Genomic DNA, 17,787 nt, shown 5'->3' with positions numbered 1-17,787 from the left:
CGGCGGGTCACCAGCCCAGGGGCAGCGGATGCCCCTCGGCGAAGCCGGCGGCCGACTGCACACCGACGACGGCCCGCTCGTGCAGCTCGGCCAGGGTCGAGGCGCCGACATAGGTGCAGGTGCTGCGCAGGCCGGCGGTGATGTGGTCGATCAGGTCCTCCACCCCGCCGCGGTCGGGATCCAGCCCCATTCGCGCCGTCGAGATGCCCTCCTCGAACAACGCCTTGCGGGCGCGGTCGAACGCGGTGTCGGTGCCGGTGCGGGCGACCACCGCCCGCTTGGACGCCATGCCATAGCTCTCCTTGTAGGGCTGGTCCTCACGGTCGCGCATCAGGTCGCCGGGCGACTCGTACGTGCCGGCGAACCACGACCCGATCATCACGTTCGACGCCCCGGCGGCCAGCGCCAGCGCCACGTCCCGCGGATGCCGGACGCCGCCGTCGGCCCACACGTGGCCCCCGAGTTCCCTTGCCGCGGAAGCGCATTCGACCACGGCGGAGAACTGCGGGCGGCCAACCCCGGTCATCATCCGGGTGGTGCACATCGCGCCCGGCCCGACGCCGACCTTGACGATGGTCGCCCCGGCGTCGAGCAGGTCCCGGGTGCCCTCCGCCGACACCACGTTGCCCGCCGCCAGCGGCACGCCCAGATTCAGCTCGGAGACCACCTCCGCCACCACCTTGATCGCGTCCAGCGTCTTGACCTGATGCCCGTGCGCGGTATCGATCACGAGCACGTCGACACCGGCCTCGGCCAAAGACCGGGCCTTGGCCCCCACATCGCCGCTGATGCCGACGGCCGCGCCGACGCGCAGCCGCCCGGCGGCGTCGACGGCCGGGTCGTAGAGACCGGTGCGGATCGCCCCGGTGCGGGTGAGCACCCCCGCCAGCGTGCCGTCGGCGTTGGTCACCACGGCGACGCCGATCGCGGCGTGCTCGAGCAGGTCAAAGACCTTGCGCGGGTCGGTGCCCAGCGGGGCGGTGACGAAGTCGGTGGCGGCGACGTCGCGCACCCGGGTGAAGCGGTCCACGCCCAGGCACGACGCTTCGCTGACCACACCGATGGGGCGGCCCTCGAACGCCACCACCGCGACACCGTGCGCGCGCTTGTGGATCAGCGCCATCGCGTCGGACACCGAATCGTCGGGCTCCAGCACCACCGGGGTGTCGAGAATCAGGTCGCGGCTCTTGACGAACTCCACGGTCTGCCGCACCGCCGTGATCGGCAGGTCCTGGGGCAGGATCACGATGCCGCCCCGCCGCGCCACCGTCTCGGCCATCCGCCGCCCGGCCACCGCGGTCATGTTCGCGACCACGACCGGAATGGTGGTGCCGGAGCCGTCCGCGGTGGACAGGTCGACGTCGAAGCGCGACGCGACCTCCGACCGGTTGGGCACGATGAACACGTCGTTGTACGTCAGGTCGTACCCGGGCCGATGCCCATCCAAAAACCTCATGACAGCCGACTTGCCCCCTTACTACACCGGCACTTCGCTGCGGTCCGCGCTCCACAGCGTGTGGAAGCGCTTGTCCGGGTCGTCGTCGATGCGGCCGTACGTGTGCGCGCCGAAGAAGTCGCGCAGCCCCTGGGTGAGCGCCGCGGGCAGCCGCTCGGTGCGCAGCGCGTCGTAGTAGGACAGCGCCGAGGAGAATCCCGGGATCGGGATGCCCAGCCGGGTGGCGGTCACCACGACGCGGCGCCAGCCGTCGATCGCGGCCTCGATGGCGCTGCGGAAGTACGGGGCGACGATCAGCGTCGGCAGGTCGGGGTCTTCGTCGAAGGCGTCCTTGATGCGGTTGAGGAACTTCGCCCGGATGATGCAGCCGCCGCGCCAGATGGTGGCCAGGTCGCCCGGGGTGATGCCCCAGTCGTATTCGGCGCTGCCGGCCTGGATCTGGTTGAACCCCTGCGCGTAGGCGATGATCTTCGACGCGTACAGCGCCTGCCGGACGTCCTCGGTGAATTGCTTTGCGTCGGTAGGTTTTTCACCCAGGTCACCGGAGGCCAGCCCGGTGGTCGCCCTGCGCTGGGCCACCGAACCCGACAGCGCGCGGGCGAACACCGCCTCGGCGATGCCGGTCACCGGCACCCCGAGGTCCAGCGCCGACTTCACCGTCCAGCGGCCGGTGCCCTTCTGCTCGGCCTCGTCGAGGATGAGGTCGACGAGCGGCTTGCCGGTCCGGGCGTCTTTTTGGCGCAGCACCTGCGCGGTGATCTCGACCAGGAAGCTGTCCAGGTCGCCCTTGTTCCACTCGTCGAACACGTCGGCGATCTCGTCGGCCGTCTTGCCGAGCCCGTCGCGCAGCAGCTGGTAGGCCTCGCCGATCAGCTGCATGTCGGAGTACTCGATGCCGTTGTGCACCATCTTGACGAAGTGGCCGGCGCCGTCGGGGCCGATGTGGGTGCAGCAGGGCACGCCGTCGACGTGCGCGGAGATCTCCTCGAGCAGCGGGCCCAGCGACTTGTAGGACTCGGCCGGGCCGCCGGGCATGATCGACGGCCCGTTCAGCGCGCCCTCCTCGCCGCCGGAGATGCCGGCGCCGACGAAGTGCAGGCCCCGCTCGCGCATCGCCTTTTCCCGGCGGATGGTGTCGGTGTAGAGGGCGTTGCCGCCGTCGATGATGATGTCGCCGTCCTCCATGGCGTCGGCGAGCTCGTTGATGACGGCGTCGGTGGGGTCCCCGGCCTTGACCATGATCAGCACGCGCCGCGGCTTCTCCAGCGCGTCCAGGAATTCCGCGATGGTCTCCGAGCGGACGAAGTTACCGTCGTCGCCGTGCTCGGAGAGCAGCGCGTCGGTCTTGGCGATCGACCGGTTGTGCAGCGCCACGGTGTAGCCGTGGCGGGCGAAATTGCGGGCGATGTTCGAACCCATGACGGCCAGCCCGGTCACGCCGATCTGCGCGGTGCCGCTCGTGGAATTCGGGGTGGTATCCGACGAACTCATGTCTTGGCCTCTCGGGTTGGAGAACTTCGGCTAAAGCCCTGGCACGGCGAACACGTATCTGCCCTCGGGTGATGGCTCTCCGGTGGGTTAGTGATGGCTCTCCGGTGGGTTAGAGGTTGAACAGCCGCCGCAGCTCGGTGAGCCAGGGTACGGCCAGCGCGATGGTGGGCACCACCAGGACGGCGGCCGCGCCCAGGTAGGCGGCCACCGACAGCGTCAGGCTGTTGCCGCGCCCGGACAGCCGCCGCACCCGCAACACCGTGCTCGTGCCGCCGACGGCCAGCGCGCCCGAGGGCGCCCGCCCGGACGCGCAGGCCACCAGCGCGCGGGCCAGGGGGGTGCGGCCGGTGGCGCGCACCGCGACGTCGTCGGCCAAAAGCTCGACGAGCAGTTGCACCGCGCGCAGCGCATTGGCGCTGCGGACGAGGCGCGGGAAGGCGGCGTGCACCGCGGTGAACGCTTCCAGCACCAGGTCGTGCCGGGCCCGCAGGTGGGCCCGCTCGTGGGTGAGGATCGCCGCGACTTCCTCACCGGTCAGCGTGGTCAGCGTTCCCTCGCTGACCACGACCCGGCTGCGCACGCCGGGCAGGCAGTAGGCGAGCGGTTGCGGAACGCCCAGGACGCGAAGGTCGCGCGTCCACGCGCACGGCTGGGCGACGGCCGCGTCGTGTTCGAGCCCGACGAGGTCGACGACCATGCGGTGGTGGGCCCGTCGACGCCGATTGGCGACGACCACCCGCGCAACCGCGACCATCAACCGGGCGCCGACCAGCACGGTCAGCGTGAAGACGGCGATGTAGGCCGTCCACAGCGGCCAGCCGAGCCGGTCGGCGGCGCCGACGACGCTGGCCGTGGGCCGCCCGTCGGGGCCGGGCACGAGCAGCCTGCTGGCGATCGAGATGCCGGCGCTGAACGCCGACAGCACCGCGGCAAGGGCGATGGCCTGCCACAGCACCATCGCGGCGCGGGGGGCGCGCAGCGGCCACGCCGCTCGTGCCAAGAGGGCCGGCACGGGGCCGACCAACAGCACCGCGAGGATGGCGAAGGCCAGCGCTGACACGCTGCTAGTCTCCCTCAGTCCTCCGCTGGTGCGCCAGCCGACGGCGTGTTATTGCGTTGATTTGCTTCCAATTCGGCGAGCGCGCGCCGCAGCGCCTCGGCCTCGTCGGCGCCGACCCGCTCGACGAAGTGCACCAGCGCGGCCTGTCTGCCCCCGGAGTCCTCGGCCTGGGCCAGCGCGTCGACCATCAGCCCGGCGACAAGCTCGTCGCGGCCATGCACGGGCGCGTACCGGTGGGCGCGGTCGTCGCGAATCTGGGACACCAGGTTCTTCTTGGCCAACCGCTGCAGGACGGTCATGATCGTCGTGTAGGCGAGGTCGCGCCGCGCCGACAACGCTTCGTGGACTTGGCGGACGGTTTGAGGTTCCGGGGTGGACCACAAGTGGTCCATCACCGCGCGTTCCAGATCCCCCAGCCGGGTCAGCTTGGCCATAGTTCGTTCATCTCCATCAGGGTTGAAACCAGCGTACTCCGGCTTACTACTGGCCGTCGTACCGATGCGAGCACCTGAGCCGCGAGCCTACCCTTGCAAAATTAGGGCAGCCTTGCCTATGCTGATGGCGATCGAGCGTCAACGACCGCGGCGAGTCCTGAGGGCTGCAGTGACCCCCGGTCTACTCGATCGGCGAGCCCCGCGCCCTGGTGTGCGCGGGGCTCGCCTGTTTTCGGGGCCGGCCCGTCCTCCTCCGACATTCCGGGGTCCGCCGATGGTGTAGACAGAGGAACGTGCCGTCGCCGGAAGCGATCATCCCGCCGAATTTCACCGCGCCGTTCGACAACGAGATGGGGCTGCGGTTCACCGCGCTCAGCCCCGACGGCGCCCGCGCCCAGCTCGAGGTCACGCCCAAGCTGTTGCAGCCGATGGGCCTCGTACACGGCGGCGTCTACTGCTCGATGGTCGAGAGCATGGCCAGCGTGGCCGCCCACACCTGGCTCAACGCGAACGGCGGCGGCGGGAACGTGGTGGGCGTCAACAACAACACCGATTTCCCTGCGCTCCATCACCTCCGGGACGGTCTTCGGCAAGGCCGAACCGATTCACCGCGGCCGGCGTCAGCAGCTGTGGCTGGTCACGATCACCGACGACCAGGATCGGGTCGTGGCCCGGGGTCAGGTGCGGCTGCAAAACCTCGAGGCATGACGGGCCCGGCCGCTCGAACCGAAATTCCCGATCGGCCAAAACTCCCAGCAAGTTCCCAGTAGCCGATCAGCCTTTGCGAAGGCTCGATTGCTGCGCGGCGTCGATGTGGCTAAATCCCCCGTCCCACAAGGGAATAACGGGACTTCTCAGGTCCATCCCTCCGCACGCGAGGCACGGCGCGGCCGCCGGCCGGGCCGGACACCGCGGCGGACACGCCCGCCACGGGAGTTGCGGTCGCCGATCGAATCGGTACCTTGATGGGCGGCGCGCCGCAAGGGCCGCCCGGACGAGTTCGCCGTACCCGGAAAGCGACAAGACGGTGACCGCGGATGCTTAGCGCGCCGGTCAACCGAAAATGATCTTTGAACTCCTCCTTCGTTTGATCCTGGTCGTCGGGGCATCCTCCACCGTGAGTTGGTACTCGACGAGAGGAAACCGATGATCAATCCGTTCGCTGGGCAGGCCGACATTCCCAACCGGGAAGGCGCGTGGGCACAACAGGCCGAGGCCGACCTGCCCACCCGCCGCCATCGCGAAGAGATCGAGCGCTGCCTCGCCCACGGCCTGGAAGCGGCCCCCACCATCAACGACCGCACGTTGTCCACCTTCTCCCGCGGAGAGCTGCCGCACTTCGCCGGGGAGCGCGGGACGTTTCTGAAGTGCCCGTTCCTGGAAGACGTGCACGACGTGGGCGACGCCGAGGTGGCGGTCTTCGGGGCGCCGCTCGACGCGGGTACCACCTACCGGCCGGGCACCAGGTTCGGCCCGATGGGCATCCGCCGCTCGACCAATCTGTTCGGCACCTACTGCTACGAACTGGGCGTCGACCTGCGGGAGCAGCTCAACATCGTCGACATCGGCGACGTGGTCACCATTCCCGCCAACATCGAGAAGTCGTTCGACCAGATCAGCACGGCCATGTCGCATGTGGTCTCGCAGGGCGTGTTCCCGGTGATCCTCGGCGGCGACCACTCCATCGGGTTCCCGACCGTGCGCGGCCTCGCCCCGCACATGGACGGCAACGTGGGCATCATCCACTTCGACCGCCACGTCGACACCCAGGAAACCGACCTCGACGAGCGGATGCACACCACGCCGTGGTTCCACGCCACCAACATCAAGAACGCGCCGGCCACCAACCTGGTGCAGATCGGTATCGGCGGATGGCAGGCGCCGCGCGCGGGCGTCAAGGTCGGCCGGGAGCGCGGTAGCACCGTGATCACCGTCGGCGACGTCGAACGCGTCGGGATCGAAAAGGTCGCGGAGATCGCGCTCGAAACGGCGTGGAAGGACGCCAAGGCGGTGTACCTGTCCTTCGACATCGACGTGATCGACGCCGGATTCGTGCCCGGCACCGGGTGGCCCGAACCCGGCGGGCTGCTGCCGCGCGAAGCGCTCAACCTCATTCGGCTGATCTCCGAACCCGGGCTGAACGGCATCGAGGTGGTGGAGTGCTCCCCGCCCTACGACTGGGCCGAGCAGACCGCCCTGATGAGCAGCCGGGTCATCCTGGACAGCCTGGCCGTGATGGTGCGGGCCGGAAAGCTCGGCAAGAAGCCGGCGAGCCTCAAGCGACACGCATGGGGGCCGTTCAACGACTAGGTCAGTTTCGCCGAATCGGGCCGTGAGCACCCCGCGCGCAAGGCGGATTCGCGCCGAGATGCGTTCACCACCAAGCATTTCCGCGTCGACGGGCTTCCGAAGCGGCTAGGCTCCGTTGCACCGGCACAGTGAGGCAATCCGGCTGGATTGCCAATTACGCTTGCCCATGTGGTTTGTAGCAAACGTGATTGGGGTAGCGGCGGCCAGGCGCGGCGATGCGCGCGGCGCCCGATTCACGGGCCTCGTCACCCACCGCCGGCACCACCGACGGCAGGGACGACCACCGGAGCTTTTGCGATCCGCGCCGACGGCATTCCGGTCGGCGCGGTCGCCCCGGCCGGGCGCCCTTCGGATGAGGATAATCCGTTGTGAAATAGGGGCTTTCGCGCCCAGGACGGCCGATGCCGGGAGGCGCGTTCAAGGGCTTGCGCGTGCGGGCGCGGCGCCGCTTTGGCCGGTGGCAACCGGCGGCGGACGCCCGTCGCCGTAACGCGGTTTCGGCGAGCGGAACGCGCCTAGGGCGGGCGTGAGAATGGGATTTCCCAGCTAATTCCCAGCAGTTAGCCAGGATGGTTACAGAGACGTGCGTCACTGTTGGTGTCCGTGCTTCCACATCGGCGTCGATCGGGCGATGTCCACCTCGATACCGCGGCGTGGACAGCCAGGGTGCCGTTCGTCCATGCGTTCAAAACCGAGCGCCAAGCGTCAGCTTTTTAGGGGGCTTAGCGGTGGATTTTGGGGTGTTGCCTCCAGAGGTCAACTCCGGCCGGATGTATGCGGGCGCGGGGTCGGGCCCGCTGGTGTCGGCGGCCGCGGCCTGGGACGGGCTGGCCGCGGAGCTGAATTTCGCGGCGGGCTCGTATCGGACGGCGGTGTCCGAGCTCACGGCCGGGCCGTGGGTGGGTCCGTCGTCCATCACGATGGCCGCCGCGGTCGCGCCGTACCTGTCGTGGATGGGCGCCACGGCCACCGGGGCCGAGCAGACCGCCGGTCAGCTCAAATCGGCGGTGGCGGCCTACGAAGCCGCGTTCATGGCCACCGTGCCGCCGCCGGAGATCGAGGTCAATCGGGCGCTGCTGGCGTCGTTGGTGGCCACCAACATCCTGGGCCAGAACACCCCGGCGATCGCGGCCACCGAGGCACAGTACGCCGAGATGTGGGCCCAAGACGCCGCCGCCATGTACAGCTACGCCGCGGCCTCGGCCGCCGCGACAACATTGACGGCGTTCACCTCCCCACCACAAACCACCGACCCGGCCGGCACCACCACCCAAGGCGCCGCGGTCACCCAGGCCACCGCCGCCGCGACCGGCTCGAGCGCGCAATCGGCGCTCGCGAACGTGCCCAGCGCCCTGCAAAGTCTCTCGTCGGCGGCGTCGGTCAACCCGATCACGTGGCTGGAAAACCTGCTTGGCACCGACACGGGCAACGCCCTCAACACGTTCACCATGAACGTCGGGAACCTCGCGCTGGTCATCAGCGGGTTCTTGTTCACCGCGTCCGGCATCACCCCCTTCATGGGCGGCCTATACGGGCTCTTGGTGCCGGGGGCGATGGCGGCCACGGCCGTCGACGTGGCACCCGACGCCGGGCTGGGAGCCCTGGTGGGGGCGTACGACTCGGGGGCGGGTGGGTCGGTCTCGGCGGGCCTGGGCAACGCCGGGGTCTCGGCGGGCCTGGGCGAGGCGGCCACCGTCGGCGAGCTGTCGGTGCCGCAGTCGTGGGCCTCCCCGGCGATCCGGCTTGCCGCCAGCGCATCGCCACTGGCGAGCGCCGCCTCGGACGGCTTGCCGCAGGCCGGGGCGGCCGGGCCCGGCGGCTTCTTCGGCGGCATTCCGCCGGTGGGCAGCCTGGTCAACGCGCCCAGGGGCGAACAGACCCGCGCCCGATCCGGCGCTGGTCACAAAGTCGTCCCGACGCTGCCCGGCGAAGCGGGCGCCGACGAGAACATCCCCGTCGTGCCGGCGCAGCCGCAGCGGACTCGCCAGCACGTCGCCAGCGCGTTGAGCGAACGCGAACGCGAGGAACTCGACAAGCTGCGCAAGGAGATCGCGGAGGTGGCGACGGAGCGAGACGCGGCGGCCCGCCTGATCAAGGAGGCGATGCTGTGATCGGCGGCCTGGATTTCGCGGGGTTGCCGCCGGAGGTCAACTCCGCCCGGATGTATGCGGGCGCGGGGTCGGGCCCGCTGGTGATGGCGGCCGCGTCCTGGAGCAGGTTGGCCGCGGAGTTGGGTTCGGCCGCGACCTCGTATCGGGCGACGCTTTCCGCGTTGACGAGCGGGCCGTGGGTGGGTCCGTCGTCGGGGGCGATGGCGGCCGCCGCGGTTCCGTACGTGTCGTGGATGAACGCCACCGCGGCACAGGCGGGCCAGACCGCCAGCCAGCTGGGGTCGGCCGTCGCGGCCTATGAGGCGGCGTTTGCGGCCACGGTGCCCCCGGCGGAGATCGAGGTCAACCGGGCGCTGCTGGCGTCGTTGGTGGCCACCAACATCCTGGGCCAGAACACCCCGGCGATCGCCGCCACCGAGGCCCAGTACGCCGAAATGTGGGCCCAAGACGCCGCCGCCATGTACAGCTACGCCGCGGCCTCGGCCACCGCGACAACATTGACCGCGTTCACCTCCCCACCACAAACCACCGACCCGGCCGGCACCACCACCCAAGGCGCCGCGGCCGCCACGACCGCGACCGGCTCAAGCACCCAATCGGCGCTCTCGAGCGTGCCCAACCTGCTGCAGGGTCTTTCGGCGGGATCGGTGTCCGGATCGAATCCGATCCTGGACCTGCTGAACAGCTATCCGATCCAGACGTTCAACCAATTCAGCACCTTGCTCGAGGGGTACGAAATCCTCTCCGAGGGCCTGAACTTCGATGCCTCCGGGCTGTGTTTGACCATCGCGCCGCCGATAGCCGCGTTCTGGAATCCGGTGGTCAGTGCGCTTTCGGCGCCGGTGACCGCGGCGTCGACCGTCTCTCCGGGAGTCGGCGACGGCCTGGCGGCGGGGCTGGGCTCCCCGGCCCTGGTGGGTTCGCCCACTCCCGCGGCGGGCCTGGGCGGCGCCGGGATGTCGGCGGGTCTGGGCCGCGCCGCGTCGGTCGGCACGCTGTCGGTGCCGCAGACGTGGGGCACCTCGCCGGCGATCCGGCTGGCCGCCACCGCGTTGCCGGCCGCCGGGCTGGACGGTGCGGCGCAGGCCGGGCCGGGCGGCTTCTACGGCATGCCCCCGATGGGGCCGGTGGCCAGCGTCGTCAACGCGCCGCGGGGCGACCAGGGTCGTCTGCGAGCCGGCGCGCGCCACAAGGTGATCCCGGCGCTGGCCGGGGAGCCGGGCATGGACGACGACGCCGCGGCCCGCTGGGTCGCACCGGGCGCGAGCGCCGACGGCGCGGTGGCCGAAAGGGACGAACTCAACCAGCTGCGCAAAGCGATCGCCGACGTGACCAGGCAGCGCGATGTGCTCAAACGCACGGCCGCGACATTGATTAAGGAGGCGGCGCAGAAGTAGCACACCTTGTCGCTCATCAATGTCCTAGTGATGAAAACCGTGGTAGCACACCCGGTTTCGATGATTGGGGTCGGTTCAATTGTTTTTCACAAAGTTCGCCGGGTCTGAGAAGGGCCTGGAGGGCGATTCGGCGGTCGAGGTGACCTCCGGTGCCGCGCACAATGGCGCGGACCACGCTCGGCGCCCGGCGGATGCCGCCGCCGGCTTGGCGCCCGGCGCCGCGCACGATGAGGATCTCGCCCAGCTGAAGGCGCTGGGGTTCTCCTCGGAGTTCCGGCGCGACATGAGCCCGTGGGCGAACTTCTCGCTGGGCTTCACCTACCTGTCGCCCGTGGTCGGCATCTACACGGTGTTCGCGTTCGCGTTGGCCACCGCCGGTCCGCCGATGATCTGGAGCCTGCTGATCGTCGGCGCCGGGCAGATGCTGGTGGCGCTGGTCTTCAGCGAGGTGGTCGCGCAATTCCCGGTGGCCGGTGGCGTCTATCCCTGGGCGCGACGGCTGTGGGGACGCAAATGGGCATGGATGACCGGGTGGGTCTACATGTTCTGCCTGTTGGCGCTCATCGCGGACGCCGCCTTCGGCGCGGGCCCGTACGTGGCCGCCATGTTCGGCTTCGCGCCCACCGTGCCGGCCAAGGTCTGTTGCGGGCTGGCCGTGTTGGTGGTGGCCACCCTCATCAACCTGACCGGGACCAAAATCCTGGGCTACTTCGCCATCTTCGGTTTCTCCGCCGAGCTCATCGGCGCGCTGGTGGTCGGGGTGTGGCTGCTCGTCGCGCACCGGCACCACGGTCTCGGTGTGCTGTTCCACAGCTTCGGCGCCGAGGGCCACGGCAGCTTCCTGGGCGCCTTCCTGGCCGCCGGCCTCATCGGCCTCTACCAGTTCTTCGGGTTCGAGGCGTGCGGCGACGTCGCCGAGGAGGTCCGCAACCCCGGCATTCAGATCCCCAAGGCGATGCGGCGCACGATCTACGTCGGCGGGGCCGCCTCGACGTTCGTCTGCCTGAGCCTCATCCTGTCGGTGACCGACTTCGGCGCGGTGATCCGCGGCGAGGACACCAACCCGATCGACACCGTCCTGAAAAGCGCGTTCGGTGACTTCGGCTCGAGGATCGTGCTCGGCATCGTGCTGATCTCGTTCGTGTCGTGCGCGCTGAGCCTGCAGGCCGCGGCCAGCCGGCTGATCTTCTCCTATGGACGCGACGGCATGATCGCCGGCTCCCGGCTGCTGGCGCACTTCGACCACAAGAGGCACGTGCCGCCGTACTCGCTGCTGGCCGCCGTCATCATCCCGGCGGCGCTGATCGTCGGTTCGCTGCTGTCCGAGCACCCGCTCAACAAGCTGGTCAGCTTCGGCACGGTCGGGGTCTACCTCGGGTTCCAGATGGTGGTGCTGGCCGCGCTGCGGGCCAGGATCAAGGGCTGGAAGCCGTCGGGCAAATACCGGCTGGGCCGCTGGGGAATGCCCGTCAACATCGGGGCCCTCGTCTACGGCGTCGCGGCCATCGTCAACGTCTGCTGGCCGCGGACGCCCGATGCCCCCTGGTACGACAACTGGGTCGTCCTCATGATGTCGGGCCTGATCATCGGCTTCGGCCTCCTCTACATGGTGTTCACCCGGGCCTACGCCAACAGCGACGCGCCCCACGCCGACGCGATCTCGTCGCGGTGAGCCGGCGGGCAGCGCCGGCTTTCCGCCGGGCCTGAGTCGAGGTGTCGGCCGCGTCACGGAATGGCAGGATCGGAGGCCATGCTTCTCACGCCGCACGAACAAGATCGACTGCTGCTGTCCTACGCCGCCGAGCTGGCCCGCCGACGTCGGGCACGCGGCTTGCGGCTGAACCATCCCGAAGCCGTCGCCATCCTCACCGACCACATCCTCGAAGGCGCACGGGATGGCCGCAGCGTCGCGGAGCTCATGGCCAGCGGTCGTGACGTGCTGGGCCGCGACGACGTGATGGAGGGAGTGCCCGAGATGCTCGACGACGTGCAGGTGGAGGCGACGTTCCCAGACGGCACCAAGTTGGTCACCGTCCACCACCCGATCGCATGATTCCCGGCGAAATCCTTTACGGCACCGGCGATATCGAGATCAACGCGGGCGCGCAGCGCATCGAGATGCGGATCGTCAACACCGGGGACCGCCCGGTGCAGGTCGGCAGCCACGTCCACCTGCCGCAGGCCAACGCGGCGCTGGCGTTCGACCGCGCGGCGGCCCACGGCTACCGCCTCGACATCCCGGCGGCCACCGCGGTCCGCTTCGAACCCGGTGTGGCCCAGACCGTCCGGTTGGTCCCGCTGCGGGGGCGGCGCGAGGTGCACGGGCTGACGTTGAACCCGCCCGGACGGCTCGACTCCCGATGACCCGGCTGTCCAGGGAGCGCTACGCCCAGCTTTTCGGCCCGACCACCGGTGACCGGATCAGGCTGGCCGACACCGACCTGTTCGTGGAGATCACCGAAGATCGCAGCGGGGGACCGGGTTTGGCCGGCGACGAGGCGGTGTTCGGGGGCGGCAAGGTGCTGCGCGAGTCGATGGGCCAGGGCCGCGCCACCCGGGCCGAGAACGCGCCGGACACCGTCATTACCGGTGCCGTGATCATCGACCACTGGGGAATCATCAAGGCCGACATCGGGATTCGCGACGGCCGCATCGTCGCGATCGGTAAGGCCGGCAATCCCGACATCATGTCGGGGGTGCATCCCGACCTGGTGGTCGGGCCGTCCACCGAAGTCATCGGCGGCAACGGCCGCATCGTCACCGCGGGCGCCATCGATTGTCACGTGCACCTGATCTGCCCGCAGCTCATGCCCGAGGCGCTCGGATCCGGCGTCACCACCATCATCGGCGGCGGCACCGGGCCCGCCGAGGGCACCAAGGCCACCACCGTGACGCCCGGCGCCTGGCACCTGGCCCGGATGCTGGAGTCGTTGGATTCCTGGCCGGTGAACTTCGCGTTGCTCGGCAAGGGAAACACCGTCAGCGCCGACGCGTTGTGGGAGCAGTTACGGGGCGGGGCTTCGGGTTTCAAGCTGCACGAGGACTGGGGGTCGACCCCCGCGGCGATCGATGCCTGCCTGACGGTCTGCGACGCCGCGGGCGTGCAGGTGGCGCTGCACACCGACACCCTCAACGAGACGGGGTTCGTCGAAGACACCCTCGGCGCCATCGCGGGCCGCTCGATCCACACCTATCACACCGAGGGCGCCGGCGGCGGCCACGCCCCCGACATCATGAGGGTCGCGGCCGAACCGAACGTGCTGCCCAGTTCCACCAACCCGACGCGCCCGCACACGGTGAACACGCTCGACGAGCATCTGGACATGCTGATGGTGTGCCATCACCTCAATCCCGCTGTGCCCGAAGACTTGGCGTTCGCCGAAAGCCGGATCCGCCCGTCGACCATGGCGGCCGAGGACCTGCTGCACGACATGGGCGCGATCTCGATGATCGGCAGCGACTCACAGGCGATGGGCCGCGTCGGCGAGGTGGTGATCCGCACCTGGCAGACCGCGCACGTGATGAAGCGCCGCCGCGGCGCGCTACCCGGCGATGGGTCCGGCCCGCACGGGGCCGACAACAACCGGGTGCGGCGCTACGTCGCGAAATACACCATCTGCCCGGCCATCACGCATGGCCTCGATCACGAGATCGGCTCGGTGGAAGTGGGAAAGCTCGCCGATCTGGTGCTGTGGGAGCCGGCGTTCTTCGGGGTCCGCCCGCACGCGGTGCTCAAGGGCGGCGTGATCGCCTGGGCGGCGATGGGCGACGCGAACGCCTCGATCCCGACTCCCCAACCGGTGCTCCCGCGCCCCATGTTCGGCGCCGCCCCGGCGACGTCGGCCGCCACGTCGGTGCACTTCGTCGCGCCGCAGGCCATCGAGGCGGGCCTGGCCGAAAGGCTCGCCGTGAACCGGAGATTGGTGCCCGTCGGGAATGTCCGCTCGGTCGGCAAGGCCGACCTGCCGCTCAACGACGCCATGCCGACCATCGAGATCGATCCCGACACCTTCACCGTGCGCATCGACGGGGAGGTCTGGCACGAGCAACCGGCGGCCGAACTTCCCATGGCGCAACGGTATTTCCTGTTCTAATGGTCCAGCCGCCATTGATCACGCTGCTCGCGCTGGCCGACTCGCGACTGCCCACCGGCGCGCACGTGCACTCCGGTGGCGTCGAGGAGGCCGTCACGTGCGGCATGGTGACCGACCCGGCGACGCTGGAAGCGTTCCTGGTGCGAAGGATTCGCACGCACGGGTTGGTCACGGCGTCGGTGGCGGCCGCGGTGCATCGGGGCGATATCTCCGTCGACGACGCCGACCGCGAGACCGACGCGCGCACTCCGGCCCCCGCGGCGCGGCACGCGTCGCGGGGGCAGGGCCGGGGGCTGGCGCGACTGGCGCGCCGGGTCTGGCCGGACGGCGCATGGGACGACCTGGGCCCGCGACCGCATCTCGCGGTGGCCGCCGGGCGCGTGGGAGCGTTGAGCGGCCTGCTGCCCGAGCACACCGCGCTGCACCTCGTGTACACGACGATGACGGGGTCGGCCACCGCCGCCCAGCGGCTGCTGGCGCTGGACCCCGCCGCCGTCGCCGCCGTCACCTTCGGGCTGTCCGGACTGTGCGAGCGCACCGCGGCCGAGGCGAACTCGGGGCTGGCCGACCTGTCCGATCCCTTGCTCGACACGCTGGCGCAGCGCCACGCCGAACGCGAACGTCCGCTATTTGTCTCGTGAAAGTTGTCTCGTGAAAGGCCCGAAATGCCAACACATCTGCACAGCCATCCGCACGCCCACGCCGATCGGCCGAAGCGCGTCCGGCAGGCGGGGGAGCCGCTGCGCATCGGCGTCGGGGGCCCGGTCGGGTCCGGCAAGACCGCGCTGGTCGCCGCGCTGTGCCGCCAGTTGCGTGGCGAGCTGTCGCTGGCGGTGCTGACCAACGACATCTATACCACCGAGGACGCGGACTTCCTGCGCAAAAACGCGGTGCTGCCGGATGACCGGATCACCGCCGTGCAGACGGGGGGGTGCCCGCACACCGCGATCCGCGACGACATCACCGCGAACCTGGACGCGATCGACGACCTGATCGCCGCCCACGACGCGCTGGACCTGATACTGGTCGAGTCCGGCGGCGACAACCTGACGGCCACCTTCTCGTCGGGTCTGGTGGACGCGCAGATCTTCGTCGTCGACGTGGCGGGCGGCGACAAGGTACCGCGCAAGGGCGGACCGGGGGTGATCCACTCGGATCTGTTGGTGATCAACAAGATTGACCTGGCACCGCTGGTGGGCGCCGACCTGGAGGTGATGGCCCGCGACGCGCGCTCGGTGCGCGAGGGCCGGCCCACGATAATGCAGTCGTTGACCGCGGACCCGGCGGCCGGCGAGGTGCTGGCCTGGGTTCGTGCGCAACTGGCCGCTTCGCCCTGATGCATTCCGAGGTTCTGCTGGTCGCGTCCGATAACCGGTTGCCCCGCATCGAATGTCGGGGCGGCGGCATCCAGGGGCGTTGCACCGCGCCCGACACCGTGCACCTGGTGTCGGCGGCCGCCACTCCGGTGGGCGGCGACAGCATCGACATCCGCGTCGTCGTCGAACGGGGTGCCCGGCTGAGGGTGCGCAGCGCGGCGGCCACCGTGGCGTGGCCCGGGGCGACCGCGCTGACGTCGCACTCCCGCTGGCACGTCGAGGCGCTCGGCAGCCTCGACGTCGATCTCGAACCCACCGTGATCGCCGGCGCCGCACGGCATCTTTCCAGCGTGACCGTGTGCCTGCGCGACGAGGGGCGCATCCGGTTTCGCGAGCGGGTGCAGGTCGGCAGATCCGGTGAGCGCGAAGGCTTTTGGTCGGGGGCGCTGCACGCCGATGTGAACGATCGTCCGCTGCTGCGCCACCGGGTGGAACTGGGCGCCGGATCGCTGGCCGACGACGCCCTTTCGGCGCCCCGCGCCGCCATCAACGAATTGCGCTATCCCGCCGAGGCTTTCGGGGATTTCCCGGACGCCGCCATCGACGCCGGGTCGACCGTGTTGACGCTGGCCGGCGGGGGGACGCTGAGCACGTGGCAGGCGGACCGGCTGGCCGGTTAGCTCGCGACCCGGGTGGCTCCCGCCGAGCCGCGGGCCTCGGCGGCCAGCTCGGCCAGCTGTTCGAGCCGGGTTCGCGCGAAGGCCTGCTGGTCGGTGATGGTCAGCTGGCCGCGCCGGGTGCTCAGGAAGGTCACCGTCCACGACAGCAGCGTCGTGATCTTGGTCTTGAAGCCGATCAGGTACACCAGGTGCAGCACCAGCCACATCAGCCAGGCGATGAAGCCGCTGAACTCCAGCGGGCCGATCTTGGCCACCGCGGAAAACCGCGACACCGTGGCCATGGAGCCCTTGTCGAAGTACTGGAAGGGCTCACGCGCCGCCGGGTCGGCCCCGCCGAGTTCGGCCTTGATCGTGGTGGCGACGTACTTGGCGCCCTGGATGGCGCCCTGCGCCACGCCGGGCACGCCCTCGACGGCGGCCATGTCACCGATGACGAACACGTTCGGATGCCCGGGGACGGACAGGTCGGGCAACACCTTGACCCGCCCGGCCCGGTCGAGTTCCACCGAGGACTGCTCGGCAAGGTCGCGGCCCAGCCCGCTGGCCTGGACCCCCGCGGACCAGACCTTGCAGGCGGACTCGATGCGCCGCACGGTGCCGTCGGAGTCCTTGACCGTGATGCCGTTGCGGTCGACGTCGGTGACCATCGCGCCCAGCTGGATCTCCACGCCCATCTTCTCCAGCCGGTCGGCCGCGCGCTGACCGAGCTTTTCGCCCATCGGCGGCAGCACGGCCGGTGCGGCGTCGAGCAGGATCACCCGCGCCTTGGTGGAGTCGATGTGCCGGAAGGCGCCCTTCAAGGTGTGCTCGGCCAATTCGGCGATCTGCCCGGCCATTTCGACACCGGTGGGGCCGGCGCCGACCACGGTGAACGTCAGGAGCTTCTTGCGTCGCTCCGGATCGCCCGACCGCTCGGCCTGCTCGAAGGCGCTCAAGATCCGGCCCCGCAGCTCCAGCGCGTCGTCGATCGACTTCATGCCCGGTGCGAATTCGGCGAAGTGGTCGTTGCCGAAGTACGACTGGCCGGCCCCGGCGGCCACGATCAGGCTGTCGTAGCGGGTTTCGTAGGTGTGGCCGAGCAACTCCGACACCACGGTCTGGTCGGCCAGGTTGATGTGGGCGACGTTGCCCAGCAGCACCTGGACGTTGCGCTGCTTGCGCAGCACGACCCGGGTGAGGGGGGCGATCTCGCCCTCCGAGATGATCCCGGTGGCCACCTGGTACAGCAACGGCTGGAACAGGTGGTGGGTGGTGCGGGCGATCAGCTTGATGTCGACGTCGGCGTGCCTGAGCTTCTTTGCCGCATTGAGCCCGCCGAATCCCGACCCGATGATGACGACTTGGGGGCGGCGCTCCGGTCCAGCTGTGATTTCTGGGTGGGGGCTCATGTGTACGTCTGCTCCTGACGGGGCTTCTGGGCGGGCGAATTCAGTTAGCC

General features: G+C 69.9%; 15 protein-coding genes, 1 pseudogene and 1 riboswitch. Of the genes and pseudogenes, 11 read left to right on the top strand and 5 right to left on the bottom strand.

Going from position 1 to position 17,787, the window contains the following annotated elements; genetic code table 11:
* Positions 1-7 precede the first annotated feature (7 nt).
* From G6N25_RS21215 to G6N25_RS21200, 4 genes are all read right to left on the bottom strand, one after another.
* A complete protein-coding gene (locus tag G6N25_RS21215; protein ID WP_083075905.1) occupies positions 8-1,456 on the bottom strand; it encodes a GuaB1 family IMP dehydrogenase-related protein in 1,449 nt (482 codons plus the stop codon).
* Between the two features lie 21 nt (positions 1,457-1,477).
* The gene (gene gndA / locus G6N25_RS21210) at positions 1,478-2,947 is read right to left on the bottom strand and encodes an NADP-dependent phosphogluconate dehydrogenase (RefSeq protein WP_083075906.1); all 1,470 of its coding nucleotides are present in this window, start codon (positions 2,945-2,947) and stop codon (positions 1,478-1,480) included.
* Positions 2,948-3,056: 109 nt separating this feature from the next.
* Positions 3,057-4,007, bottom strand: coding sequence for a M56 family metallopeptidase (locus tag G6N25_RS21205; protein ID WP_083075908.1), 951 nt, complete (start codon positions 4,005-4,007; stop codon positions 3,057-3,059).
* A 14-nt stretch (positions 4,008-4,021) separates the two neighbouring features.
* Positions 4,022-4,441, bottom strand: a complete 420-nt coding sequence (locus tag G6N25_RS21200; protein ID WP_083075909.1) for a BlaI/MecI/CopY family transcriptional regulator — start codon at positions 4,439-4,441, stop codon at positions 4,022-4,024.
* 350 nt (positions 4,442-4,791) lie between these two features.
* Here G6N25_RS21200 and G6N25_RS21195 point away from each other — a divergent pair.
* From G6N25_RS21195 to G6N25_RS21145, 11 genes and pseudogenes are all read left to right on the top strand, one after another.
* Positions 4,792-5,149, top strand: a pseudogene (locus G6N25_RS21195) (PaaI family thioesterase).
* Between the two features lie 263 nt (positions 5,150-5,412).
* A riboswitch (guanidine-III (ykkC-III) riboswitch) is annotated at positions 5,413-5,475 on the top strand.
* A gap of 112 nt (positions 5,476-5,587) precedes the next feature.
* Positions 5,588-6,751: an agmatinase family protein gene (locus tag G6N25_RS21190; RefSeq protein ID WP_083075911.1), complete on the top strand. Its 1,164-nt coding sequence runs from the start codon at positions 5,588-5,590 to the stop codon at positions 6,749-6,751.
* A 728-nt stretch (positions 6,752-7,479) separates the two neighbouring features.
* Positions 7,480-8,862, top strand: coding sequence for a PPE family protein (locus G6N25_RS21185; protein WP_232065878.1), 1,383 nt, complete (start codon positions 7,480-7,482; stop codon positions 8,860-8,862).
* A gap of 8 nt (positions 8,863-8,870) precedes the next feature.
* A complete protein-coding gene (locus tag G6N25_RS21180; RefSeq protein ID WP_083075712.1) occupies positions 8,871-10,259 on the top strand; it encodes a PPE family protein in 1,389 nt (462 codons plus the stop codon).
* Positions 10,260-10,338: 79 nt separating this feature from the next.
* The gene (locus G6N25_RS21175) at positions 10,339-11,931 is read left to right on the top strand and encodes an APC family permease (RefSeq protein WP_232065876.1); all 1,593 of its coding nucleotides are present in this window, start codon (positions 10,339-10,341) and stop codon (positions 11,929-11,931) included.
* Positions 11,932-12,009: 78 nt separating this feature from the next.
* A complete protein-coding gene (locus G6N25_RS21170) occupies positions 12,010-12,312 on the top strand; it encodes an urease subunit gamma (RefSeq protein WP_083075640.1) in 303 nt (100 codons plus the stop codon).
* A complete protein-coding gene (locus tag G6N25_RS21165; protein WP_083075642.1) occupies positions 12,309-12,623 on the top strand; it encodes an urease subunit beta in 315 nt (104 codons plus the stop codon). Before G6N25_RS21170 ends, G6N25_RS21165 begins: the two co-directional genes overlap by 4 nt.
* Positions 12,620-14,353 (top strand): urease subunit alpha, encoded by a 1,734-nt coding sequence (locus G6N25_RS21160; protein ID WP_083075643.1) that lies wholly within the window; start codon positions 12,620-12,622, stop codon positions 14,351-14,353. The genes G6N25_RS21165 and G6N25_RS21160 overlap by 4 nt, the downstream gene beginning before the upstream one ends.
* Positions 14,353-14,994 (top strand): urease accessory protein UreF, encoded by a 642-nt coding sequence (locus tag G6N25_RS21155; RefSeq protein WP_083075644.1) that lies wholly within the window; start codon positions 14,353-14,355, stop codon positions 14,992-14,994. The genes G6N25_RS21160 and G6N25_RS21155 overlap by 1 nt, the downstream gene beginning before the upstream one ends.
* Before the next feature lie 24 nt (positions 14,995-15,018).
* Positions 15,019-15,690, top strand: a complete 672-nt coding sequence (gene ureG, locus G6N25_RS21150; protein WP_083075645.1) for an urease accessory protein UreG — start codon at positions 15,019-15,021, stop codon at positions 15,688-15,690.
* On the top strand, positions 15,690-16,349 hold the full coding sequence (locus G6N25_RS21145; protein WP_083075646.1) for an urease accessory protein UreD: 660 nt from the start codon (positions 15,690-15,692) through the stop codon (positions 16,347-16,349). The genes ureG and G6N25_RS21145 overlap by 1 nt, the downstream gene beginning before the upstream one ends.
* Here G6N25_RS21145 and G6N25_RS21140 read toward each other — a convergent pair.
* Positions 16,346-17,737, bottom strand: a complete 1,392-nt coding sequence (locus G6N25_RS21140) for an NAD(P)/FAD-dependent oxidoreductase (RefSeq protein WP_083075647.1) — start codon at positions 17,735-17,737, stop codon at positions 16,346-16,348. The two genes, G6N25_RS21145 and G6N25_RS21140, sit on opposite strands and share 4 nt — an antisense overlap.
* Positions 17,738-17,787 lie beyond the last annotated feature (50 nt).

The sequence above is a fragment of the Mycobacterium heidelbergense genome, assembly GCF_010730745.1.
Lineage (GTDB): Bacteria > Actinomycetota > Actinomycetes > Mycobacteriales > Mycobacteriaceae > Mycobacterium > Mycobacterium heidelbergense.
Note: the sequence above shows the minus strand (reverse complement) of the source record. Positions and strands in the feature narration are given on the sequence as shown.